The 19825-nt window shown below is 64.3% G+C and carries 22 protein-coding genes; 16 read left to right on the plus strand and 6 right to left on the minus strand.

Translation table 11 applies throughout. From position 1 onward, the window contains the following. Nucleotides 1–11: 11 nt before the first annotated feature. Together tpiA and JHX87_RS01080 are read right to left on the minus strand one after the other, a co-directional pair. Entirely contained in the window at nucleotides 12–755 is a 744-nt protein-coding gene (gene tpiA / locus JHX87_RS01075) for a triose-phosphate isomerase (protein WP_271884503.1), read from the minus strand. Nucleotides 756–936: 181 nt separating this feature from the next. Next, nucleotides 937–1308 (minus strand): HesB/IscA family protein, encoded by a 372-nt coding sequence (locus JHX87_RS01080; RefSeq protein WP_271884505.1) that lies wholly within the window; start codon nucleotides 1306–1308, stop codon nucleotides 937–939. A 203-nt stretch (nucleotides 1309–1511) separates the two neighbouring features. On the opposite strand from JHX87_RS01080, the gene JHX87_RS01085 reads away from it, so the two are divergent. After that, nucleotides 1512–2948, plus strand: coding sequence for an LGFP repeat-containing protein (locus JHX87_RS01085; RefSeq protein WP_271884507.1), 1437 nt, complete (start codon nucleotides 1512–1514; stop codon nucleotides 2946–2948). A 54-nt stretch (nucleotides 2949–3002) separates the two neighbouring features. Here the strand turns inward: JHX87_RS01085 and JHX87_RS01090 are convergent, their stop codons facing one another. Next, complete coding sequence (locus JHX87_RS01090) at nucleotides 3003–3356, minus strand: SUF system Fe-S cluster assembly protein (protein ID WP_271884509.1); 354 nt, start codon at nucleotides 3354–3356, stop codon at nucleotides 3003–3005. Nucleotides 3357–3497: 141 nt separating this feature from the next. On the opposite strand from JHX87_RS01090, the gene tgt reads away from it, so the two are divergent. The 4 genes from tgt (at nucleotide 3498) to JHX87_RS01110 (ending at nucleotide 6912) form a co-directional block, all read left to right on the plus strand. Next, nucleotides 3498–4628, plus strand: coding sequence for a tRNA guanosine(34) transglycosylase Tgt (gene tgt / locus JHX87_RS01095; RefSeq protein ID WP_271884510.1), 1131 nt, complete (start codon nucleotides 3498–3500; stop codon nucleotides 4626–4628). 82 nt (nucleotides 4629–4710) lie between these two features. Further along, on the plus strand, nucleotides 4711–5040 hold the full coding sequence (locus JHX87_RS01100; RefSeq protein ID WP_271884511.1) for a hypothetical protein: 330 nt from the start codon (nucleotides 4711–4713) through the stop codon (nucleotides 5038–5040). Between the two features lie 186 nt (nucleotides 5041–5226). Then, complete coding sequence (gene rnd, locus JHX87_RS01105; RefSeq protein ID WP_271884848.1) at nucleotides 5227–6396, plus strand: ribonuclease D; 1170 nt, start codon at nucleotides 5227–5229, stop codon at nucleotides 6394–6396. A 9-nt stretch (nucleotides 6397–6405) separates the two neighbouring features. Beyond that, the gene (locus JHX87_RS01110; protein ID WP_271884512.1) at nucleotides 6406–6912 is read left to right on the plus strand and encodes a GNAT family N-acetyltransferase; all 507 of its coding nucleotides are present in this window, start codon (nucleotides 6406–6408) and stop codon (nucleotides 6910–6912) included. Between the two features lie 31 nt (nucleotides 6913–6943). Here JHX87_RS01110 and JHX87_RS01115 read toward each other — a convergent pair whose 3' ends face one another. Further along, nucleotides 6944–7744, minus strand: a complete 801-nt coding sequence (locus JHX87_RS01115; RefSeq protein WP_271884514.1) for a PAS domain-containing protein — start codon at nucleotides 7742–7744, stop codon at nucleotides 6944–6946. Between the two features lie 232 nt (nucleotides 7745–7976). Here JHX87_RS01115 and gmk point away from each other — a divergent pair, with 232 nt between their 5' ends. From gmk to JHX87_RS01165, 10 genes are all read left to right on the plus strand, one after another. Next, the gene (gene gmk / locus JHX87_RS01120; protein WP_271884515.1) at nucleotides 7977–8609 is read left to right on the plus strand and encodes a guanylate kinase; all 633 of its coding nucleotides are present in this window, start codon (nucleotides 7977–7979) and stop codon (nucleotides 8607–8609) included. Beyond that, on the plus strand, nucleotides 8606–9130 hold the full coding sequence (locus tag JHX87_RS01125; RefSeq protein ID WP_271884517.1) for a gamma carbonic anhydrase family protein: 525 nt from the start codon (nucleotides 8606–8608) through the stop codon (nucleotides 9128–9130). The genes gmk and JHX87_RS01125 overlap by 4 nt, the downstream gene beginning before the upstream one ends. Continuing rightward, the gene (locus tag JHX87_RS01130) at nucleotides 9127–10239 is read left to right on the plus strand and encodes a sensor histidine kinase (RefSeq protein WP_271884519.1); all 1113 of its coding nucleotides are present in this window, start codon (nucleotides 9127–9129) and stop codon (nucleotides 10237–10239) included. The genes JHX87_RS01125 and JHX87_RS01130 overlap by 4 nt, the downstream gene beginning before the upstream one ends. A 15-nt stretch (nucleotides 10240–10254) precedes the next feature. Beyond that, nucleotides 10255–10650: a hypothetical protein gene (locus tag JHX87_RS01135; RefSeq protein WP_271884521.1), complete on the plus strand. Its 396-nt coding sequence runs from the start codon at nucleotides 10255–10257 to the stop codon at nucleotides 10648–10650. Between the two features lie 96 nt (nucleotides 10651–10746). Then, the gene (gene rpiA, locus JHX87_RS01140) at nucleotides 10747–11502 is read left to right on the plus strand and encodes a ribose-5-phosphate isomerase RpiA (protein WP_271884522.1); all 756 of its coding nucleotides are present in this window, start codon (nucleotides 10747–10749) and stop codon (nucleotides 11500–11502) included. Between the two features lie 3 nt (nucleotides 11503–11505). Beyond that, on the plus strand, nucleotides 11506–12891 hold the full coding sequence (gene gorA / locus JHX87_RS01145; RefSeq protein WP_271884524.1) for a glutathione-disulfide reductase: 1386 nt from the start codon (nucleotides 11506–11508) through the stop codon (nucleotides 12889–12891). 127 nt (nucleotides 12892–13018) lie between these two features. Continuing rightward, nucleotides 13019–14227 carry an FtsH protease activity modulator HflK gene (gene hflK, locus JHX87_RS01150; RefSeq protein ID WP_271884525.1) on the plus strand — a complete coding sequence of 403 codons (1209 nt, stop codon included), beginning with the start codon at nucleotides 13019–13021 and terminating at the stop codon, nucleotides 14225–14227. Further along, on the plus strand, nucleotides 14227–15378 hold the full coding sequence (gene hflC, locus JHX87_RS01155) for a protease modulator HflC (protein ID WP_271884526.1): 1152 nt from the start codon (nucleotides 14227–14229) through the stop codon (nucleotides 15376–15378). Before hflK ends, hflC begins: the two co-directional genes overlap by 1 nt. Before the next feature lie 173 nt (nucleotides 15379–15551). Beyond that, nucleotides 15552–17126, plus strand: coding sequence for a DegQ family serine endoprotease (locus JHX87_RS01160; protein ID WP_377776042.1), 1575 nt, complete (start codon nucleotides 15552–15554; stop codon nucleotides 17124–17126). Between the two features lie 103 nt (nucleotides 17127–17229). Continuing rightward, a complete protein-coding gene (locus JHX87_RS01165; RefSeq protein WP_271884528.1) occupies nucleotides 17230–17553 on the plus strand; it encodes a 2Fe-2S iron-sulfur cluster-binding protein in 324 nt (107 codons plus the stop codon). Between the two features lie 22 nt (nucleotides 17554–17575). Here the strand turns inward: JHX87_RS01165 and JHX87_RS01170 are convergent, their stop codons facing one another. After that, entirely contained in the window at nucleotides 17576–18472 is an 897-nt protein-coding gene (locus JHX87_RS01170; protein ID WP_271884529.1) for an alpha/beta hydrolase, read from the minus strand. A 94-nt stretch (nucleotides 18473–18566) separates the two neighbouring features. Further along, complete coding sequence (gene hisA / locus JHX87_RS01175; RefSeq protein ID WP_271884531.1) at nucleotides 18567–19283, minus strand: 1-(5-phosphoribosyl)-5-[(5-phosphoribosylamino)methylideneamino]imidazole-4-carboxamide isomerase; 717 nt, start codon at nucleotides 19281–19283, stop codon at nucleotides 18567–18569. Between the two features lie 134 nt (nucleotides 19284–19417). Between hisA and JHX87_RS01180 the strand changes: the two genes are divergently transcribed. Beyond that, nucleotides 19418–19801 (plus strand): DUF2147 domain-containing protein, encoded by a 384-nt coding sequence (locus tag JHX87_RS01180; RefSeq protein ID WP_271884533.1) that lies wholly within the window; start codon nucleotides 19418–19420, stop codon nucleotides 19799–19801. Nucleotides 19802–19825 lie beyond the last annotated feature (24 nt).

A 19825-nucleotide genomic window follows, 5' to 3' on the forward strand; every position in this document is an offset into this window, starting at 1 on the left:
AGGCCGCGTAATCAGGCCGCGTCCAGCGCGGTGATGATGGCGCCGAAATCACTGGCCTTCAGGCTTGCCCCGCCGACCAGCGCGCCATCGACATTTGCCAGGGCAAAGATCTCGGCCGCATTGGCAGGCTTGACGCTGCCGCCGTAAAGCAGGCTGACATCCGCCGCGCCGTCCACCTGACCCTGCAGCTTGTCGCGCATCAGGGCGTGAACCTCGGCGATCTGGTCATTGGTGGGCGTGCGGCCGGTGCCGATGGCCCAGACCGGCTCATAGGCGATGACCGTATTCCCGGCGCTTGCGCCTGCCGGGATCGAGCCTGCCAGTTGCGTCGCAATCACCTCCAGCGTTTCACCCGCATCGCGCTGCGCTTCGGTCTCTCCGACGCAGATAATGGCGATCAGTCCCGCGGCATGGGCGGCGGCGGCCTTGGCGGCGACATCGGCATCGCTTTCACCGTGATCGGCGCGACGCTCGGAATGGCCGACGATCACATGGGTCGCGCCCGCATCCATCAGCTGCGCGGCCGAGATATCGCCGGTATGCGCGCCCGCGCTCTCCGCGTGGCAATCCTGACCGCCGATCTTGATGATGCCCTTGCCATGCTGCACGGCGGGCAGGATCAACTGCGCGGGCGGGCAGATCAGGATATCGCAGGCCGCACCGCCATGACCTTCGGCCAGGGCGTCGATCTGATCCATGGATCCCAGGGTGCCGTTCATCTTCCAATTGCCAGCGGCCAGCTTGCGCGGTGCCATTCACTATCCTCCTGTCAAACCTGACATGGGCTTAGGGCGAACGGCGTCGCGGTGCAATTGGGATCGCCCGGCAAAGCGCCGATTCGCGCGGATCGGCGACGGCGATGCGGGCAAAACAACCTGTCGAGGAAAAATTATCCGACGCACCCGTTAACGGTGCCTTTGCGCCGGGCTAACGCCGTCACTTCGTCGCGCGGCTGCCTTCCAGCGGCTCGAACCGCACGGATTCACCGCAGCCGCAGGCGTCGGTCACATTGGGATTGGTGAATTTGAACCCGGATTCCAGCAGGTCGGTCTTGTAGTCGATCTGGGTGCCGAACAGGAACATCTGCGCCATCGGCGCGATCATCACCCGCGCGCCGCCCTGTTCCACGACCTCTTCATTGGGCGCAGGCTCTGCCGCCAGTTCCATCGTATATTCCATCCCCGCGCAGCCGCCCTTTTTCAGCCCGATCCGCAGGCCAAAGGCGTCCTTGCCCGCCATCAGCTTGGCGATCTGACGCTCGGCAGCGGGGGTGATGGTCACGGGCGCGGCCCCGGGAATGGAAAACATGATCGACCTCTGTTCCTGCGCAGCCTTCGGAACATTCCGCTGCGACAGTCCTGAAAATAAGAGTTCGCGCCCCTCAACTCAAGGTCCGGCGCGCGTCTGCTGCGATCACCCGTGGCTAACGTCAGGCTGACGGCGGAATCACGGCGGGGTCACGGCGCGGCTGTCAGCCTTTGCGGCATTGGCTCTTACATATGGAAAATCCAATGACCAACCTGATCAATTACACCATTTCTATGCGGATCAAGGATGACGAAAACTGGCCGCAGCGCGATGAATATGAAAATCGCAGCGTGTCGGGAATCGTGCGGCTGGACGATGGCACGCCCACGCGCCAGATCCTTGATATCGGCCGCTGCGGCGGAGAGGTCCGCGTCGAGGCGCGCTTTACCCTGACCCGTGCCGCTGGCGGGGCAGTGCGCGTGAATGGCGATCTGCGCCTGTACGAGGGCACCTCGACCAACAGCAATGACCTGGATGGCCGCGCCAGTATCACGGGAACCGTGGCGGCCGGCGGGCGTCAGAGTTTCAGCCAACGCGTGCGCAATACCGATGAGGGCGGCGATTGGGCCGATGTTACCTTGCGCATCGACAATGCCGCGCTCAGCAGCAGCGATCCCTGTGCCCATATCGACGCCAAGGCGGCCGAACTGGGCAGCGCCTTTACCGGCAATGCCGTTTCTGGCTGCGAGACCGTCCGTGGCGGGCATCGCAAGCGTTTTCACGGCTGCGATATCTATTACTCACCCTCCACCGGCGCGCATGAGGTCCACGGCGATATCCGCCGGAAATATAATGACATGGGCGGCCCGGACAGCGACCTGCGCCTGCCGGTCACGGATGAGACCAAGACCCCGGACCGCGTCGGACGCTATAACCACTTCAGCGGCAATGGCAGCATCTATTGGCATCCCCGTACCGGCCCGATGGAGGTGCGCGGCGGCATTCGCGGCGCCTGGGCCGCCCAGGGGTGGGAGCGTGGCGGCCTTGGCTATCCGACCAGCGACGAGATGCGGATCCGCCAGTCGCCCGCGCAATGGTTCAGCGATTTCCAGAACGGCGTGCTGTTCTGGCAGGAACGCGCCGCCATCGATCCGGCGACGGCCAGCCTGCCGCGCAACCGGGTGCTGGCCGCCTTTGATGCGGCCTTCCGCAGCCGGGTGACGGATTCGCGGGTCGATATCCAGTCCGTCTCGATCGTGAATGTCTCTTCGACAAGCTATGATTTCCGGCGCAGCGGCAATCGCGTGATTACCTTCCGCATCGCGGGCGAGGTGTCCTCGGGGCGTTGGTATGTGCCCGATCCCGACTGGTGGGTGGAACTGCCGATCCTGTTCCAAGGCACGCCCCATCCCAATGCGGCCAATGATGTCGAATTGCGCGTTCGCCGCGCAGGTGCGCCCCGCGTCCATGTCAGCAATTTCGCCGGGATCGGGGTTCAGGAAACCATGGACGGGCTGAGGACCGCGCTGGACGAAGGCTTTGCGTCGCCGATCACGCTGGCCGAGATTCCGGCTGCGGCAGGGCTGCTAAGCGCCAAGGTCATGCCGGACGGCGCCATCAGCCTGTATTTCCGTCCCGATAATTTCGGACGCTTCGCCGCCGCCGTGGCGCAGGACAGGCTGGACAATATCGAAATCTGATCCCCTCGGGGATCCGTCACCGGTCGGGCAAGATGCGGCCCGGCCGGTCGCCGCTTACATGAAGCCCAGTTCCAGCCGGGCTTCGTCGGACATCATGTCCATGCCCCATTGAGGCTGGAAGGTCATTTCCACATCGACCTGCTTGACGCCGGGAATCGCCTCGACCGCATCGGCCACCCAGCCGGGCATCTCACCCGCCACCGGACAGCCCGGCGCCGTCAGCGTCATGATCACCCGAACCTCGTTCTGGTCATTGATCTCGACCGTGTAGATCAGACCCAGATCGTAGATATTGACCGGGATTTCGGGATCGTAAACCGTCTTGCAGGCTTCGACGACGGCGTCGTAAAGCTCGTGTTCAGTGCTTGAGGGCGCAATCAGCGGTGCGCCTTCCTTCAGATCGGTCATGGCGGGTTCCTGTAAATTCCGACTGTTTATATAGGGTGGCATCCCGCGCGGGTCCAGTGCGCGCGCTTTGTTGCAGCGCCTGCCGTCAGGGGCTAGACATGCCCGGTTCCAGCCCGCTGTTCCAACCAAGGCATGCCCAGAATGAGCGACCGTTTCCAGTTTTCCGTCAATGCCACCGACGGCCGCGCCCGAACCGGCGTCATCTCGACCCCGCGCGGCCAGATCCGGACCCCGGCCTTCATGCCGGTGGGCACGGCCGCCACGGTCAAGGCGATGCTGCCGGAATCGGTGCGTGACACCGGCGCCGATATCCTGCTGGGCAATACCTATCACCTGATGCTGCGCCCGGGGGCCGAGCGCGTGGCCCGTCTGGGCGGTCTGCATCGCTTCATGAACTGGGATCGCCCGATCCTGACCGATTCCGGCGGCTTTCAGGTCATGAGCCTGGCCAGCCTGCGCAAGCTGACCGAAGAGGGGGTGACCTTTTCCAGCCATATCGACGGCTCGAAACATATGCTCTCGCCCGAGAGCAGCATGGAGATCCAGCGGCTTCTGGGCTCGGATATCGTGATGTGTTTCGACGAATGCCCGGCGCTGCCCGCCGATGACAAGGTGGTGGCCGAATCGATGCGGCTGTCGATGCGGTGGGCGCAGCGGTCGCGCGATGCCTTTGGCGACCGGCCGGGCCACGCGCTGTTCGGGATCATGCAGGGCGGCGTGACGCGCGATCTGCGCGAGGAATCGGCCAGCGCGCTGACCCGGATCGGGTTCGACGGCTACGCGGTCGGCGGTCTTGCCGTGGGCGAGGGGCAAGAGGCGATGTTCGGCGTGCTGGATTACGCCCCCGGTTTCCTGCCCGCCGACAAGCCCCGCTATCTGATGGGGGTGGGCAAGCCCGACGATATCGTCGGCGCCGTGCAGCGCGGCATCGACATGATGGATTGCGTGCTGCCCTCGCGCTCGGGGCGGACCGGGCAGGCCTGGACGCGGCGCGGTCAGGTCAATATCAAGAATGCCCGCCATGCCGACGATCCCCGCCCGCTGGATGAGGATTGCACCTGCCCGGCCTGCCGCAGCTATTCCCGCGCCTATCTGCACCACGTGTTCCGCGCCGGAGAGATGATTTCCGGCATGCTGCTGACCTGGCACAATCTGCATTACTACCAGGAGTTGATGGCGGGCCTGCGCGAAGCCATCTCGGCGGGCCGTCTGGACGGTTTTGCCGCCGATTTTCGCGCCATGCGCGAAGCGGGCGATATCGAACCTCTTTAACGCGCATTCCCGGCGAAACTCACCGGATCGCTGCCCGCGCCTGGGGCGATATCGCCGCGGACGGCGACGGCGATGCCGCCTGTTGCAGGGGCAGGAGGCGTTTCAGGATGGCGGGCGGCGGCGGAAGATTTCGCGCCGCCGTGCGGATTTTTCGCGTCATTGCTCTGCCAATGGCATTTGCTGGGATCGGACGATTATTGCGAAAATCACCGTATTTTTGAAACATCATTTGTCCGGGCAGGCTGCATCCAGACAAACGATCCTATCGGCGCGGGCTGCGATCCGCCAAATTCAGGCAGCCGGAACGGCGTTTCAGAACGATGCCGCGCCCCTCGTCCCGGATCGCTGCGGCACAGTGGCGCAGAGCGCTGCGCGTTTCCTCTTCGTGGATTTGCGCATCCCGTTCATTTGACTGCATTTATAGGGGCTGAACGGCGTATTTCCGCAGAATTATCATTTTTTATACGCGATTTTGCAACAAATGATGCGTTTTGCTTATATTTGTCCTAACATACATGTTTTCAACCAGCGCGCTAGCGCCTATGGCTGGGTACATGGTGAACGACCCGCTGCGTTTAAGAGTCGAGTGAACAACGATATTATGGCGATTACCCGTACAGAAGATCTGGCACGCTTTTGTGATGCCGCAAAGAACCAGCCTTATGTCACTGTCGATACAGAGTTCCTGCGCGAGCGGACCTATTGGTCCAAGCTTTGCCTGATCCAGCTTGCGATTCCGCCTGCGTCCAAGGTGACGGGCGAAGGCGGGCAGGCGGTGCTGGTCGATCCTCTGGTCGAGGGGCTGTCGCTTGAACCGCTTTATGATCTGTTCCGCCATGAAGGCACCGTGAAGGTGTTCCATGCCGCGCGTCAGGATCTGGAAATATTCTTCCACGATGCCGGGCTGTTTCCCAAGCCGCTTTTCGACACGCAGGTGGCAGCGATGGTCTGCGGCTTTGGCGAACAGGTCGGCTATGAGACGCTGGTGCGCAAGATCGCGCGGGCCAATCTGGACAAATCCTCGCGCTTTACCGACTGGTCGCGCCGTCCGCTGTCGGATGCGCAAAAGGCCTATGCCCGCGCCGATGTCACCCATCTTCGCCAGATCTACGAATATCTGTCCGCCGAGTTGAAGCAGAACGGGCGCGAAGGCTGGCTGGCCGAAGAATTGCGCGTGCTGGAGGATCCCGAGACCTATACCAACCGCCCGGAAGAGGCCTGGCTGAAGGTGCGCACCCGCACGAATTCGCCGCGCTTCCTGGCGATCCTGCGCGAATTGGCGAAGTTCCGCGAATCCTATGCCCAGCAGCGCGATATCCCGCGCTCTCGCGTGTTCAAGGATGACGCGATGATCGAGCTGGCCTCGACCAAGCCGACAAGCGAAAACGATCTGGGCCGGTCCCGCCTTCTGCTGCGCGAGGCGCGCAAGGGCGAGATCGCCAAGGGCATTCTGGCCGCCGTGAAGGCGGGGATGGAGACGACGGACCTGCCGCAGCCCAAGAACGACGTTCCCGGCAAGCCCGGCAATGCCGCCCTGTCGGATCTGCTGCGCGTGCTGCTGAAGGCCAAGGCCGATGCGGCGGGGGTCGCGCCCAAGCTGATCGCCTCATCCTCTGATCTGGATGCGATTGCCACCGGCGACCGCGACATGCCGGCGCTGAAGGGGTGGCGTGCCGAGGTCTTCGGCAGCGATGCGCTGCGCCTGGCCGAGGGCAAGATCGCCCTGTCGGCCAAGGGTGGTTCGGTGCGGGTGGTCTCGACGGAATAAGGGGCGCGCATGACGGAAATGGTTCTGACCACGCCCCGTCTGGTCATCGACGCCTATCGCCCGTCGGATCTGCCCGATCTCTACCGCATTGCCACGCTGCCGCAGGTCGCCCGGATGTTGCTGCGCTTCTATCCCGGCATGCCAATGGCCGAGGCCGAGGCGATTCTGGCCACGGATGCGACGACACCGCCAATCCGGCTTGTGGTGCGCCATCAGGGCCGGGTCGTGGGCTCGATCGGCATCAGCGACAAGCACCCGCCCGAGATCTTCTATTTTCTTGATCCGGCAGTCGCCGGGCAGGGGCTGGCGCAGGAAATGACCCGCGCCTTTCTGTCCGAGGTCCAGAGGCGCTTCGATCCGCCGACGCTGGTCGCGACGGTCTTTGCCGACAATGCCGCATCTTCAAAAGTGCTTGAAAAAATTGGGTTTCGCGCCAGTCGCAAGCATGAGGCGCGGTCGCTTGGACGCCCATTCCCCGCGCCCTGCATCCATTACGAATGGCAGCGCACCGGTTGACTTGATGACGGCTGGTTTGATGACGGCTGGCTTAATGCTGCCGGTCGTTGCGGTTCCCCTCGCCGGGAAGAGAGACCAGCTTGAACAGCGCGCGCCGGGCCTCTGGCGAATCGTCCTGAACCTGATCGGTCGAACTCATCTGCGGCATTTTCGCGACATCGGTGGCATGCGAATAAACCGGGGTCGAGCCACGCGACGTGCGCTTGGAGATGAAGCTGTTCCCGGCCGAGGGCGAGGGGGCCAAAGTCTTGCCGCCCTCGATGATCGGCAGCATCTTGTCACCGACCAGATCGAACCGGCGTGGCGCCATGCCGACGCGCCCTTCCGAGACCAGACAGCCAAGCGCCCGGGTGACATCGCCCAGATCGGATTTCAGCGGCAGCAGCAGAACCTGCGCGCGCATTTCCGGACGGCCATATTCGGCCTTGGCAAACAGCTCCAGCTCGGCGATTTGCGGCGCCTTGAAGACGGCTTCCAGAATATCGGACAGCCGCCCGCGCGAGGTCGGGTTCAGCACCGCGCACAGCGGCATGCCGCGCACCTCCATCCCCATCAGGTCGATCAGATGGCGTCCGGCCAGACGGAAACGCGCCGCGCCCGGCGCCATGCGTTCCAGAATGAAGGCGTGATCCAGTCCGATCTTGATGCTGCGCGGTTCGATATCCGAACGCTGCGGGATCGCGCGGCCCCGGCACAGGGTCTGCCAATAGGCGCGCATCTCTGCCATGATCTTGGAGGGGGCATGGGGGTCGAAATCCGCCAGCCGCAACACATCGGCCGAGCGTGGTTGCGCCTGGATCTCAGTCCCGTCCTCAAAACAGTCTTCAGACAAAAGGCCAACCCTCACCCAATCGTACAACCTGCGCCGCGAACCAGCGGCCTAAAACATATCACACCATAGGACGTTTTGGGGGATCAAGCCGAGTCGTTTCCTAATCATTGGTTAAGAAAAACGCTCACCGTCACTTAAATGCACGGTCGGCGAATATGTGCCACGGGCTTGACCGGCGCCCGCGACTGGTCCATTCCCGCCAGTAAAATGCCATAAAAAGAAGGGAAAGCCGATGGATCATACCGGGTTGCTGGTCATCCTCTCTTCGCCCTCGGGGGCGGGAAAATCGACGCTGGCAAAGCGGCTGATGGAGTGGGATTCTTCCCTTCAATTTTCCGTTTCGGCGACAACCCGCTCACCCCGGCCGGGCGAAATCCACGGGCAGCACTATTATTTTACCTCGCCCGACGAGTTTCGGGACATGGTGAAGAACGAACAGATGCTGGAGCATGCCGAAGTGTTCGGAAACTATTACGGCAGCCCGCGCGGTCCGGTGGAACAGGCCATGCGCGAGGGGCGCGATACGCTGTTCGACGTCGACTGGCAGGGCGGGCAGCAGATCCGCGCCTCGGCCCTGGGGGGGCATGTGGTGTCGATCTTCGTGCTGCCGCCCTCTTTGCCCGAGCTTGAACGCCGCCTGCGCACGCGCGGGCAGGACAGCGATGAGGTGATCGCCGGGCGCATGGAAAAAAGCCGTGCGGAAATCAGCCATTGGGCCGAATATGACTATGTGCTGATCAATGAGGATCTGGACGAGACCGAGGCGCAGTTGCGCTCGATCCTGACGTCGGAACGGCTGCGTCGCGACCGTCGCGCCGGTCTGGGGGCATTCGTCAAACAACTGATGGCAGAGGAGCAGTCATGATCTGGGAACTGGACGGAATCGCGCCGCAGATTGCGGCGGACGCCTGGGTGGCGCCCGATGCGCAACTCATGGGGCGGGTGGTGCTGGAGGCGGAAAGCTCTCTCTGGTGGGGTGCGGTCCTGCGTGGCGATAACGAAGAGATCCGCGTCGGGCGCGGCAGTAATGTGCAGGATCTGTGCGTCTGCCACACCGATCCCGGCTATCCGCTGATCATCGGCGCGAATTGCACCATCGGCCATCGCGCGATTCTGCATGGCTGCCAGATCGGTGATGGCGCATTGATCGGGATGGGGGCCACGGTGCTGAACGGAGCGAAGATCGGCGCGGGCGCGCTGATCGGGGCCGGGGCGCTGATCGCCGAGGGCAAAGAGATCCCGCCGGGCGCGCTGGTCATGGGCGCACCGGGCAAGGTTGTCCGCATGCTGGATGACGAGGCGCAGGCCCGTTTGCTGCGATCCGCCGAACATTACCGCGCCAATGCGGCCCGCTTCCGGTCAGGTTTGCGTCCGGTCGCGGAATGACGGACCGGGTTCGGCAACGGGCCAGGGGATTGCTGGACGGCGTGCCGGTGGCGATGCTGGCCGTTGACGCCTCGGCCCGGACCATCGCCGCCAATGGCGCGGCCGAGGCGCTGTTCGGGCGCAACCTGCTGGATCGGCCCTTTGTGACGGTGCTGCGCCACCCGGCCGTGGTCGGGGCCGTCGATTGGGTGTTGGATCCCGACAATCATCCCGCGCCGGTCCCGGATCCGGCGCTGCCCAGCCCGGCCGAGGGTGTCGCGACGATGCGGGCCCAGATCGGCGCCGACGGGCGCGAGGTTGTCGCCGAAATCACCGTCGCCCCATTGCCCGCCGCCATTGGCAAGGGTGCCACGATTGCCGTGCTGGACCTGTCCGTGGCCGAAGAGGCCGAACAGATGCGGCGCGATTTCGTCGCCAATGTCAGCCATGAACTGAAAACACCGCTGACGGCGATGATCGGCTTTATCGAAACCTTGCGCGGTCCGGCGCGCAACGACGCCAAAGCGCGGGATCGCTTTCTGGACATCATGGAGCGCGAGGCCGGGCGCATGAACCGTCTTGTCAGCGACCTGCTGTCCCTGTCGCGCGTGCAGGCGGAAGAGCGTCGCCGCCCGACCAGCCCGCTGGATCTGCCCCTGCTTCTGCGGGGGGTGGTGGCGACGATGACGCCGGTGGCCGAAACCGCGGGTGTCAGCATCGAAACCGATGGCATCGCGGGCAGCCAGATGGTGCCCGGCGATCCCGACCAACTGGTGCAGATCTTTCAGAACCTGATCGAAAACGCGCTGAAATATGCGGCATCCGGCGGCTATCTGGGCGTGCGGATGCGCCGCATCCCGCATGAGCCGCTGCTGCGTGGCCCGGCCTGGGCGGTCGAGATCAGCGACCGGGGCGAGGGGATCGACGGTCGCCACCTTCCGCGCCTGACCGAGCGGTTCTACCGCGTCGATACCCATCGCTCGCGAGAGCAGGGCGGCACCGGTTTGGGCCTTGCGATTGTCAAACACATCATCAACCGCCATCGCGGGCGGCTGCGCATCGACAGCGCGCGCGGTGCGGGCAGCACCTTCACGGTGATCCTGCCCGAAGTCGCGGCCCCGGTGGCGTAAGGGAAAACAGGGAAGATGTCGGGAAAAGTAAGTGCCGTTGAACTGCTGGCCTATGTGCTGGCTTTTGTCGCCGGGGTCGCGGTGACCTATCTTGTCGTGACGCTGTCGGCGCAGATGATGCTGGGTCCGGGCATTGTTGGCGGCGGTGGAATGGCGGCGGGCGTGATTCTCAACTGGCTCAGCCCGCTGGCCGGTATGGCGGTGTTTCAACTGCTGTTCGGCTTTGGCACGGGCCGCTGGCGGAACGCGCGTTTCTGGATGATCGCGCCGCTGGTGACCTATGCGATCGTCGGGCTGTCCTTTCTGCTTATGGGGACCGGGCTGACGGACCTGCGCGCCACGGTCATTCTGGCGCTGGTGGCCCTGTTTTCCGCCGGAATCGTCGCGCTGACGCTGTCTGCCCGCGATTGATCAATGACCGGATGGCCGCATTTGCGGGAATTCATCCTCGCCCTTTGATTGACCATTCAGTATACATTCGCAGACCCAATCCCGGAGGAGCCGAACATGTCGCATTCCATCGAACCCGATCCCGCCAAGCAAGCCGCCGCGCGTGCCGCCGTGTCCATGGTTCAGGATGGCATGAGGCTGGGACTTGGCACCGGCTCGACCGCGAATATCATGGTGCGGGAACTGGCCCAGCGGATCCGGGCCGAGGGGCTGTCGCTGCGCTGCGCGGCGACCTCGGACGCGACGGCGGCTTTGGCCGAAAGCCTGGGCATCCGGATCGAGAAACTGGATGAGATCGGCTGGCTGGACCTGACCATCGATGGCGCCGATGAAATCGACCCCGACCTGCATCTGATCAAGGGCGGCGGCGGGGCGCATCTGCGTGAAAAGATCGTCGCGGCGGCCAGCGACCGGATGGTGGTGATCGCCGATCCGGGCAAGATCGTCGATCAGCTTGGCGCCTTTCCCCTGCCGGTCGAGGTGCTGCAATTCGGGTTCGAGACCACCCACCGGCTGATCCGCCGCGCGCTGGACAAACAGGACATGGCCGAGGTCGAGGTGCTTCACCGGCTGAAGGGCAGCGACCCCTGGGTCACCGATGAGGGCAACTGGATCCTGGATCTTCACCTGGGCGCGATCGAGGATCCGCTGACCCTGGCGCGGTCGCTGTCGGCGATTCCGGGTGTGGTCGAACACGGGCTGTTTCTGGGCATGTGCTGCAAGGCGATCATCGGAAAACCCGACGGGACGGTTGTGGAACTGGACCGAGAGGCCGATATCGATGCCGATATGCTGATCGGAGAGGGAGAATAATCCGTGACATTCGACTATGACCTGTTCGTGATCGGCGGTGGCTCGGGCGGTGTGCGCGCCGCGCGGATCGCGGCAAGCCAATATGGCGCCCGCGTGGCGCTGGCCGAGGAAAGCCGCATGGGCGGCACCTGCGTCATCCGTGGCTGCGTTCCCAAAAAGCTGATGATCTTTGCCGCCACGGCGCCGCTGATGGCGCAGGAAATGCAGGGCTATGGCTGGCAATCGGCCGCGACCGGCGATTTCGACTGGCCCGGCTTTCGCACGAAACTGCATGCGGAACTGGACCGGCTGGAAGCGGTCTATACCTCGGGTCAGCAGAATGCCGGGGTGGATCTGTTCATGCAGCGCGCCACGATCGCCGATCATCACACGGTCGAACTGGCGGATGGCACGCTCAAGACCGCCAAACATATCCTGATCGCCGTCGGCGGCCGTCCCGTGCGGCCTGACATTCCGGGGGCAGAGCATGGGCTGATCTCGGACGATCTGTTCCTGCTGGACAGGCTGCCGCGCCGCGCGCTGCTGATCGGCGGCGGCTTCATCGCCTGCGAATTCGCGACCATCCTGAACGGGCTTGGCGTGCAGACGGTGCAGGCCTATCGCGGCGATGCAGTGTTGCGCGGCTTTGACCGGCAGGGCCGCGATCTGGCCACCGCGCAGCTGCGCGATATCGGCGTGGACCTGCGGCTTGGGATTTCGCCCACGCGTCTGGACCAAGAGGGCGATCAGACCGTCGTCACCTTCGACGATGGCAGCACCGACCGCTTCGACGCTGTGTTCTTTGCGACCGGCAGGGCCCCCTATACCAAGGAACTCGGCCTGGAAAATACCGAGGTCCGGTTGCAGAAGAACGGCGCGATTGCGGTCGATGAATGGTCGCAAAGCTCGGTCCCGTCGATCTTTGCGGTTGGCGATGTGACCGACCGGGTCAACCTGACCCCGGTGGCCATCCGCGAGGGCCATTCCTATGCCGACACCGTCTTTGGCGCAAAACCGCGCAAGGTGAACCACGATATCGTGGCCAGCGCGGTCTATATGCGCCCGTTCGAGCTGGCCAGCGTCGGGCTGACCGAAGAGCAGGCCAAGGCACGCGGGGATGTCGATGTCTTCGCCACCACCTTCCGGCCCATGCGCTCGGGCTTTGCGGGCTCGAAAGAGCGGATGATGATGAAGCTGCTGGTCGATCCCGACACCGACAAGGTGCTGGGCTGCCACATCTTTGGCCCCGAAGCGGGCGAGATGATCCAGCTTGCGGCGATCCCGATCACGATGGGCGCGACCAAGGCGGATTTCGACGCCACCATCGCCGTTCATCCCACCGCATCCGAGGAACTGGTGACCATGCGCCAGCCCAGCGAACAGTATCGCGGGCAGGGTGGCGATGACTGACAGCGGGGCGCTGGCGTCCTTGTGTCGCAGCGCAAGCGGGACTGACAAGCACGTGGACGGGTTGACATTCCCCGTCCCGGCCCCAGTTTCAAGCAAGATATTCTAACGACGAAAGAAGGTCTGACATATGGCAAATCAGGGCCCTTGGGGCGGCGGCGGAAGCGGCGGAGGAGACGACGAGGATCGCGACAAGCGTCCGTCGAACCGTCCTTGGGGGGATCAGCAGCCACCGCGCGGGCAACGTCGGCCCGGTCAGGGCGGCGGCCAGCAGCAACTGCCCGAGATCGAGGAACTGATGAAAAAGGGTCAGGACCGCCTGCGCGTGCTGATGGGCGGTCGCGGGAATGGCGGCGGCACCGGCGGCGGGCGTCCTGGCGGCGGGGGCGGCGGGTTCCGCATCAACCGCACCACGCTGACGCTGGGCGGTCTGGCGCTGATCGCGGTCTGGGCCTTTTCCAGCTTTTACCGCGTGCAGACCAACGAACAATCGGTCGAATTCCTGTTCGGCCGCTCGATTGCCGTACGCGGCGAAGGTCTGAACTTCGCGCCCTGGCCGGTGGTCACCGCCGAGGTCATCCCCGTCACCAACGAACGCGTGACCGAGATCGGCACCGGCGGCGAAGGCTCGGCCGATAGCGGGCTGATGCTGACCGGCGACCAGAATATCGTCGAAATGGAATATCAGGTCGTCTGGAATATCAGCGACCCGGAAAAATACCTGTTCAACCTGGCCGATCCGGGCGACACCGTGCGCGCGGTGGCCGAATCCTCGATGCGCGACATTATCGCCCGCAGCGAGCTTGGGCCGATCCTGAACCGCGACCGGGGGGCGATCGGCACCGATCTGCAGGCCTCGGTTCAGCAGACGCTGGATGCCTATCAGTCGGGGATCAATGTCATTCGTGTGAACCTGGCCCGGGCCGACCCGCCCAGCCAGGTGATCGACAGTTTCCGCGAGGTGCAGGCCGCCCAGCAGGAGCGCGACCGGCTTGAGAAAGAGGCCGACGCCTATGCCAACCGCGTTCTGGCCAAGGCCCGCGGTGACGCGGCTGCGGCGCTGGAACAGGCCGAGGGTTATCGCGCCGAAGCGGTCAACACCGCCGAGGGTGAGGCCGCGCGCTTCAACTCGATCTACGAGGAATATGTGAAGGCGCCGGATGTGACCCGCCGCCGGATGTATCTGGAAACCATGGAGAATGTTCTGGGCGGAATCGACAAGGTGATCCTTGACGGTGGCGCGAACGGGCAGGGCAGCGGGGTGCTTCCCTATCTGCCGCTGGACCAGCTGCGCCGTCAGGGCGCCAGCATCACGAATTCGACCGGAGGGAATAACTGATGGCCGCACGTAGCAGTAACATCCGCTCGACCATCTTCGTTGGCGTGCTGGCCGTGATCGCGGTCCTGTTCGCGCTGTCGGTCTTTATCGTGGACGAACGCGAAAAGGCGCTAGTCATGCGCTTTGGTGAGATCGTGGCCGAGAAAGAGGATCCAGGCATCGGCTTCAAGCTGCCCCTGATCGAGAATGTCGAGAAATTCGACGGCCGTATCCTGGGCCTGCCCACGACGCCGCTGGAAGTCACCCCGGCCGATGACCGCCGCCTGGTGGTCGATGCCTTCGCGCGCTGGCGGATCAGCAATCTGCGCGCCTTCCGTCAGGCCGTCGGCTCTGGCGGGATCGAGGTCGCGCAGAACCGGCTGCAGCCCATCGTCGGCAACGCCATCCGCGACACGCTGGGCACCGTGCCCTCGACGGCGGTGCTGTCGGATGACCGGACCGCGCTGATGAACCAGATCCGCGACGAGGCCCGCGCCAATGCCGCCGGTCTGGGCGTCGATGTGATCGACGTGCGTCTGACCCGCACCGACCTGCCGCAGCAGAACCTGGAGGCGACCTATGCCCGGATGCGGGCCGAGCGGGAACGCGAAGCCGCCGATGAAATCGCCCGTGGCGGCGAGGCCGCGCAGCGTGTCCGCGCCGCCGCTGACCGGACCGTGGTGGAACTGACCTCGGAAGCGATGAAGCGGGCCGAGATCGTGCGCGGTGAGGCCGATGCCCAGCGGAACGCGATCTATGCCGATGCCTTTGGCCGCGATCCGGAATTCTTTGCCTTCACCCGGTCGATGCAATCCTATCAGCGCGCCCTGCGCGGGCAGAACAGCTCGATGGTGATGCAGCCGGATGGCGAATTCTTCAGCTATCTGCGCGACGATGGCGCGGCGAATGCCAACCCGCCCTCGACCCCGGTGCCTGCCGGCAATTCGGCGCGGACGGTCGCGCCGGCCAGCTCTGCCGCGCAGGACAGCGGCGAGGAACTGGTGACGCCCGAAGTCACCGACCGCGAGGGCAACCGTCTGGGTGAATCCGCAGGGGTCAAGCTGACGCCGGTGCCCGAAAGCCTGGTGACACCCCCGCAGGATGAGGCCGAGGTGATCCCCGATGCCGGTGCAGAGACGCCGCAGCAGGATCAGGCACCTGCCGCTAACTGATTGATAAACGGGGCGAATGGCGACATTCGCCCCGTTTCGTAACAAAAGTCACGATCAGTTCACTGTCCGAGAGCGTGCTTTATTTGCAACTCGCGCTTATTTTTCATTCATATCAATCCCGTTCCGGCCCGGATGCGACCGGCTAAGAAAAAAGAAAGATGAGGAAACCCAGCATGAAATCGCTTTCTCCTCGGTATCTCCTGTCGGCTTCGGCCTTGGCGATGACTGTCGGGCTTGGCATTGCGGCCGCGCAACAGGCGCAACAGGCCCCGCAGGACGATGTCTCGCCCGAAGCCAGCCAGCGGGCGCAGGAGGCTGCCAATAATAACGAGCCGCTTGGCGCCGTGGCCACCGATGCAGCGCCCGGTCAGGTGATGCCCGACAGCTTTGCCGATCTGGTCGAACAGGTCGCCCCGGCGGTGGTGAATATCACCACCACGGCGGTCGTGTCGCGCCCGACCGGCGGCAATGGCCCGAACTTCCCGGAAGGCAGTCCGTTTTCCGATCTGTTCCGCGATTTCGGCTTTCCCGGCTTCCCGAATGAAGGCGGCCCGGGCGATCGCGGCATGCCGCAGCGCTCGAACGCGCTTGGCTCGGGCTTCGTGATTTCCTCGGATGGCTATATCGTCACGAATAACCACGTCATCGACGGCGCCGATGAGATCGAGATCGAATTCTATTCCGGCAAGACGCTGCCCGCGAAGGTCGTCGGCACCGATCCGAATACCGATGTCGCGCTGCTGAAGGTTGACAGCGACGCCGCCATTCCCTTCGTCAAATTCGGCAATTCCGATAGTGCCCGCGTCGGCGATTGGGTGCTGGCGCTTGGCAACCCGCTGGGGCAGGGCTTCTCGGCCAGTTCGGGGATCGTGTCGGCGCGGAACCGCGAATTGTCGGGCACCTATGACGATTACCTGCAGACCGATGCCGCGATCAACCGGGGCAATTCGGGCGGTCCGCTGTTCAATCTGGACGGCGAGGTGATCGGCGTGAATACCGCGATCCTGTCGCCCAATGGCGGCTCGATCGGGATCGGTTTCTCGATGACCTCGAATGTGGTCTCCAGCGTGGTGGATCAGCTGAAGGAATATGGCGAAACCCGTCGCGGCTGGCTGGGCGTCAAGATCCAGGACGTCACCCCGGACATGGCCGAGGCGCTTGGCCTGACCACCGAAAGCGGCGCGATGGTCACGGATGTGCCCGATGGCCCGGCCAAGGATGCGGGCATGCGCGCGGGCGATGTGATCATCGGCTTTGACGGTCAGGACGTGGTCGATACGCGCTCGCTTGTGCGCCGCGTGGCCGAGGCCCCTGCGGGCGAGGCGGTGGATGTCGTGGTGCAGCGCCAGAACGGTCCCGAAACCCTCAGCGTGACGCTGGGCCGTCGCGAAACGGCCGAGGGCACGGGCGACGACAATTCCCGCAACCAGCCGCAGGAATCGAAGACCGATCAGATGCTGGGCATGACGCTGGGCTCGATCACGCCAGAGATCGCGGCGGATATGGGCCTGCCGCGCGACACCAGCGGGCTGGTCGTGCAAGAGGTCGATCCCGAAAGCGAAGCGGCTGAAAAAGGGCTGATGCCGGGGGATATCATCACCGAGGCGGCGCAGCAGCCGATTGCCAGCGTCGCGGATCTGAAGGACCGGATCGCGCAAACCCGCGATGCGGGGCGCAAATCCCTGCTGGTGCTGATCCGCCGCGATGGTGAGCCGCGCTTTGTGGCGCTGCCGGTGGACGAGGAATAAGATCACGACAGCACGTGAGACGAAGGGGCGGTCCGGTTGGGCCGCCCCTTTTCAAATCCGGCGCAATGGCCTATCTCGCCTTGCGTAGCAAAGGAAACGAGCCATGGCGAAAATCACCTATATCGAGCATAACGGCACCCGGCACGAGGTCGAGGTCAAGCCCGGCATGACGGTGATGGAGGGTGCGCGCGACAATGGCATTCCCGGGATCGACGCCGATTGCGGCGGGGCCTGCGCCTGTTCCACCTGCCACGTCTATGTCGCGCCGGAATGGATCGACAAACTGCCCGCCCGCGATCCGATGGAAGAGGATATGCTGGACTTTGCCTATGAGCCCGATCCCGAACGCTCTCGTCTGACCTGCCAGTTGCAGGTGACCGAGGATCTGGACGGGCTGGTCGTGCAGATGCCCGAACGCCAGATCTGATCCGCGCGGCTTTTCGGGCGCGCTATTGCCCCAATCGCCCCAGATGCAGGTCCAGCGCCTGATCCATCATGATACCCGGCAGCGATCCGTGGGTTTCGTCGGGATAGGACTGATAGGTCACGTCCAGCCCGTCGATGTCGCGCAGGATCTCGACCAGTGCGGGCAGGGATTGCAACCGGCTGTCATTGCTGAGTGCCGCTGAGCGCGCGACCAGCACCTCACGTGGCGGAACGACATCGCCGCCTGCCGCCCTGATCCCGCCCGCGAAAGCTGCAGCCTCGCGCAGGGCCTCGCCATTGTTCCACCAGATCGAGGGGTCAGATGCGACATAGCGCGCGAAAAGCGTCGGCCGCGTATACAGCGCATGCAAGGTGAACAGCCCGCCCAGAGAATGCCCGTAGAGCGTCAGATCCTGCATGTTCAGCGCCACCCGGCTTACGACGGCGGGCAGGATGCCATCGGCAAGCGCCTGCAGGAAATTGGCGCGCCCGCCGGTGCGGCGTTCAGGGCGGGTCTGCATCATCAGTTCCGCCGGGCTCGTCGGCGGCTGACCGGGCGAGGTCAGATCGAACCAGCGCCGTTCGGTATCGACGGTGTATTCGGTGGGATAGCCGATGCCGATCACCACCACGGGCGCGTCGGGGGCCAGCTTCTCTCGCCGGTCCCACAGGCCCGGAAAGCTGGCATTGCCGTCGGTAGCGATGATGGCGGAATATCCATCGGCGGGGGCGGGCATGCGGGGCAGGCCGACAAAGACGCGCCAGCCCGCATCCTGCGGTCCGATGTCAAAGCTGCTGGCGCGCTCATCCGTGATGACGCGGGCCCTTCTGGGCTCCGGCTGGGCGCGGGCCTTGCTGGCTATGCCGCCCATGGCAGTCGCGGTCAGCGCGGCAAGGATATCTCGGCGTGAGGGGGGCATCGGCAGTCGCTTTCTGAAAACAGGTCAGGGCTGGCGTCACGCTGGCGAGGATATGTTAGGGGGCCGCCCGGCGCCGGGCAAGGCGGGCGCGGCGCTATTTCAGCAGCGCCAAAGCCTGCGACAGGTCGATCGCGCCGTCATAGAGCGCGCGGCCCGAGATCGCCCCGGCAATCACGCCGGTCGCGTTCAGCGCCTGCAGATCGTCCATCGAGGACACGCCGCCCGAAGCGATCACCGGGATATCCACCGCGCGGGCCAGTGCCTCGGTCGCGGGGATGTTGGGGCCCTGCATCGCGCCGTCGCGGTCGATATCGGTATAGATGATCGCGGCCACCCCGGCATCTTCAAAGCGGCGGGCCAGATCGGTGGCCATCACATCGGTCTCGGTCGCCCAGCCACGGGTCGCGACCTTGCCCGCGCGTGCGTCGATGCCGACGGCGATCTTGCCCGGAAAGGCGCGGGCGGCATCGCGCACCAGATCGGGGTCCTCGACGGCGACGGTGCCCAGGATCACCCGGCTCAGCCCGCGGCTGATCCAGCTTTCGATGGTGGCCATGTCGCGGATGCCGCCGCCCAGCTGCGCGGGCACGGTAATGGCGGCCAGGATCGCCTCGACCGCCTCGGCATTGACCGGATGCCCGGCAAAGGCGCCGTTCAGATCGACCAGATGCAGCCATTGCGCCCCGGCATCCTGAAAGGCCCGCGCCTGCGCCGCCGGATCGGTGCCGAACACCGTCGCCGCCTCCATCTCGCCGCGCAGAAGGCGCACGCAATTGCCGTCTTTCAGGTCGATGGCGGGATAGAGGATCATGGCAGGCTCTCTTCTGCAGGAATTTGCCTTCCTTTGACATGCACGGGCACGAAACGGAAGAGGCGGACCCTACGTCATGCTTGCCAGAAGCAAAATCGGCGCGCAGCATGCGCATATCCTGAGGAGGAGGATTCATGCGCAAACTTATCATCGCTGCGGCCCTGGCCGTGGCGGGTACCGCCGTAGCCGCAGACCCGATCGAGGGCGTGTGGCAAACGCAGCCCGATGAAGGCTCTTTCGCCTATGTGACCATCGCGCCCTGCGGCGGGGGCTTCTGTGGCACGATCAGCCGGACCTTCAAGGACGGGGCAGAGTACAAATCCCCCAATATCGGTCGGCAGATCGTGCGGAACATGTCCGCACAGGGCGGCGGCAATTACAGCGGTCAGGTCTGGCGCCCCGCCAATGACAAGATCTACAGCGGCAAGGCCACCGTGTCGGGCAACCGGATGAGCCTGTCCGGCTGTGTCGCCGGCGGCCTGATCTGCAAAAGCCAGACCTGGGCCAAAATTCAGTAATTTCTGATGCGTGACCACTCACGT

Origin of the sequence: Paracoccus fistulariae (genome assembly GCF_028553785.1) — a bacterium.
GTDB classification, from domain to species: Bacteria; Pseudomonadota; Alphaproteobacteria; order Rhodobacterales; family Rhodobacteraceae; genus Paracoccus; species Paracoccus fistulariae.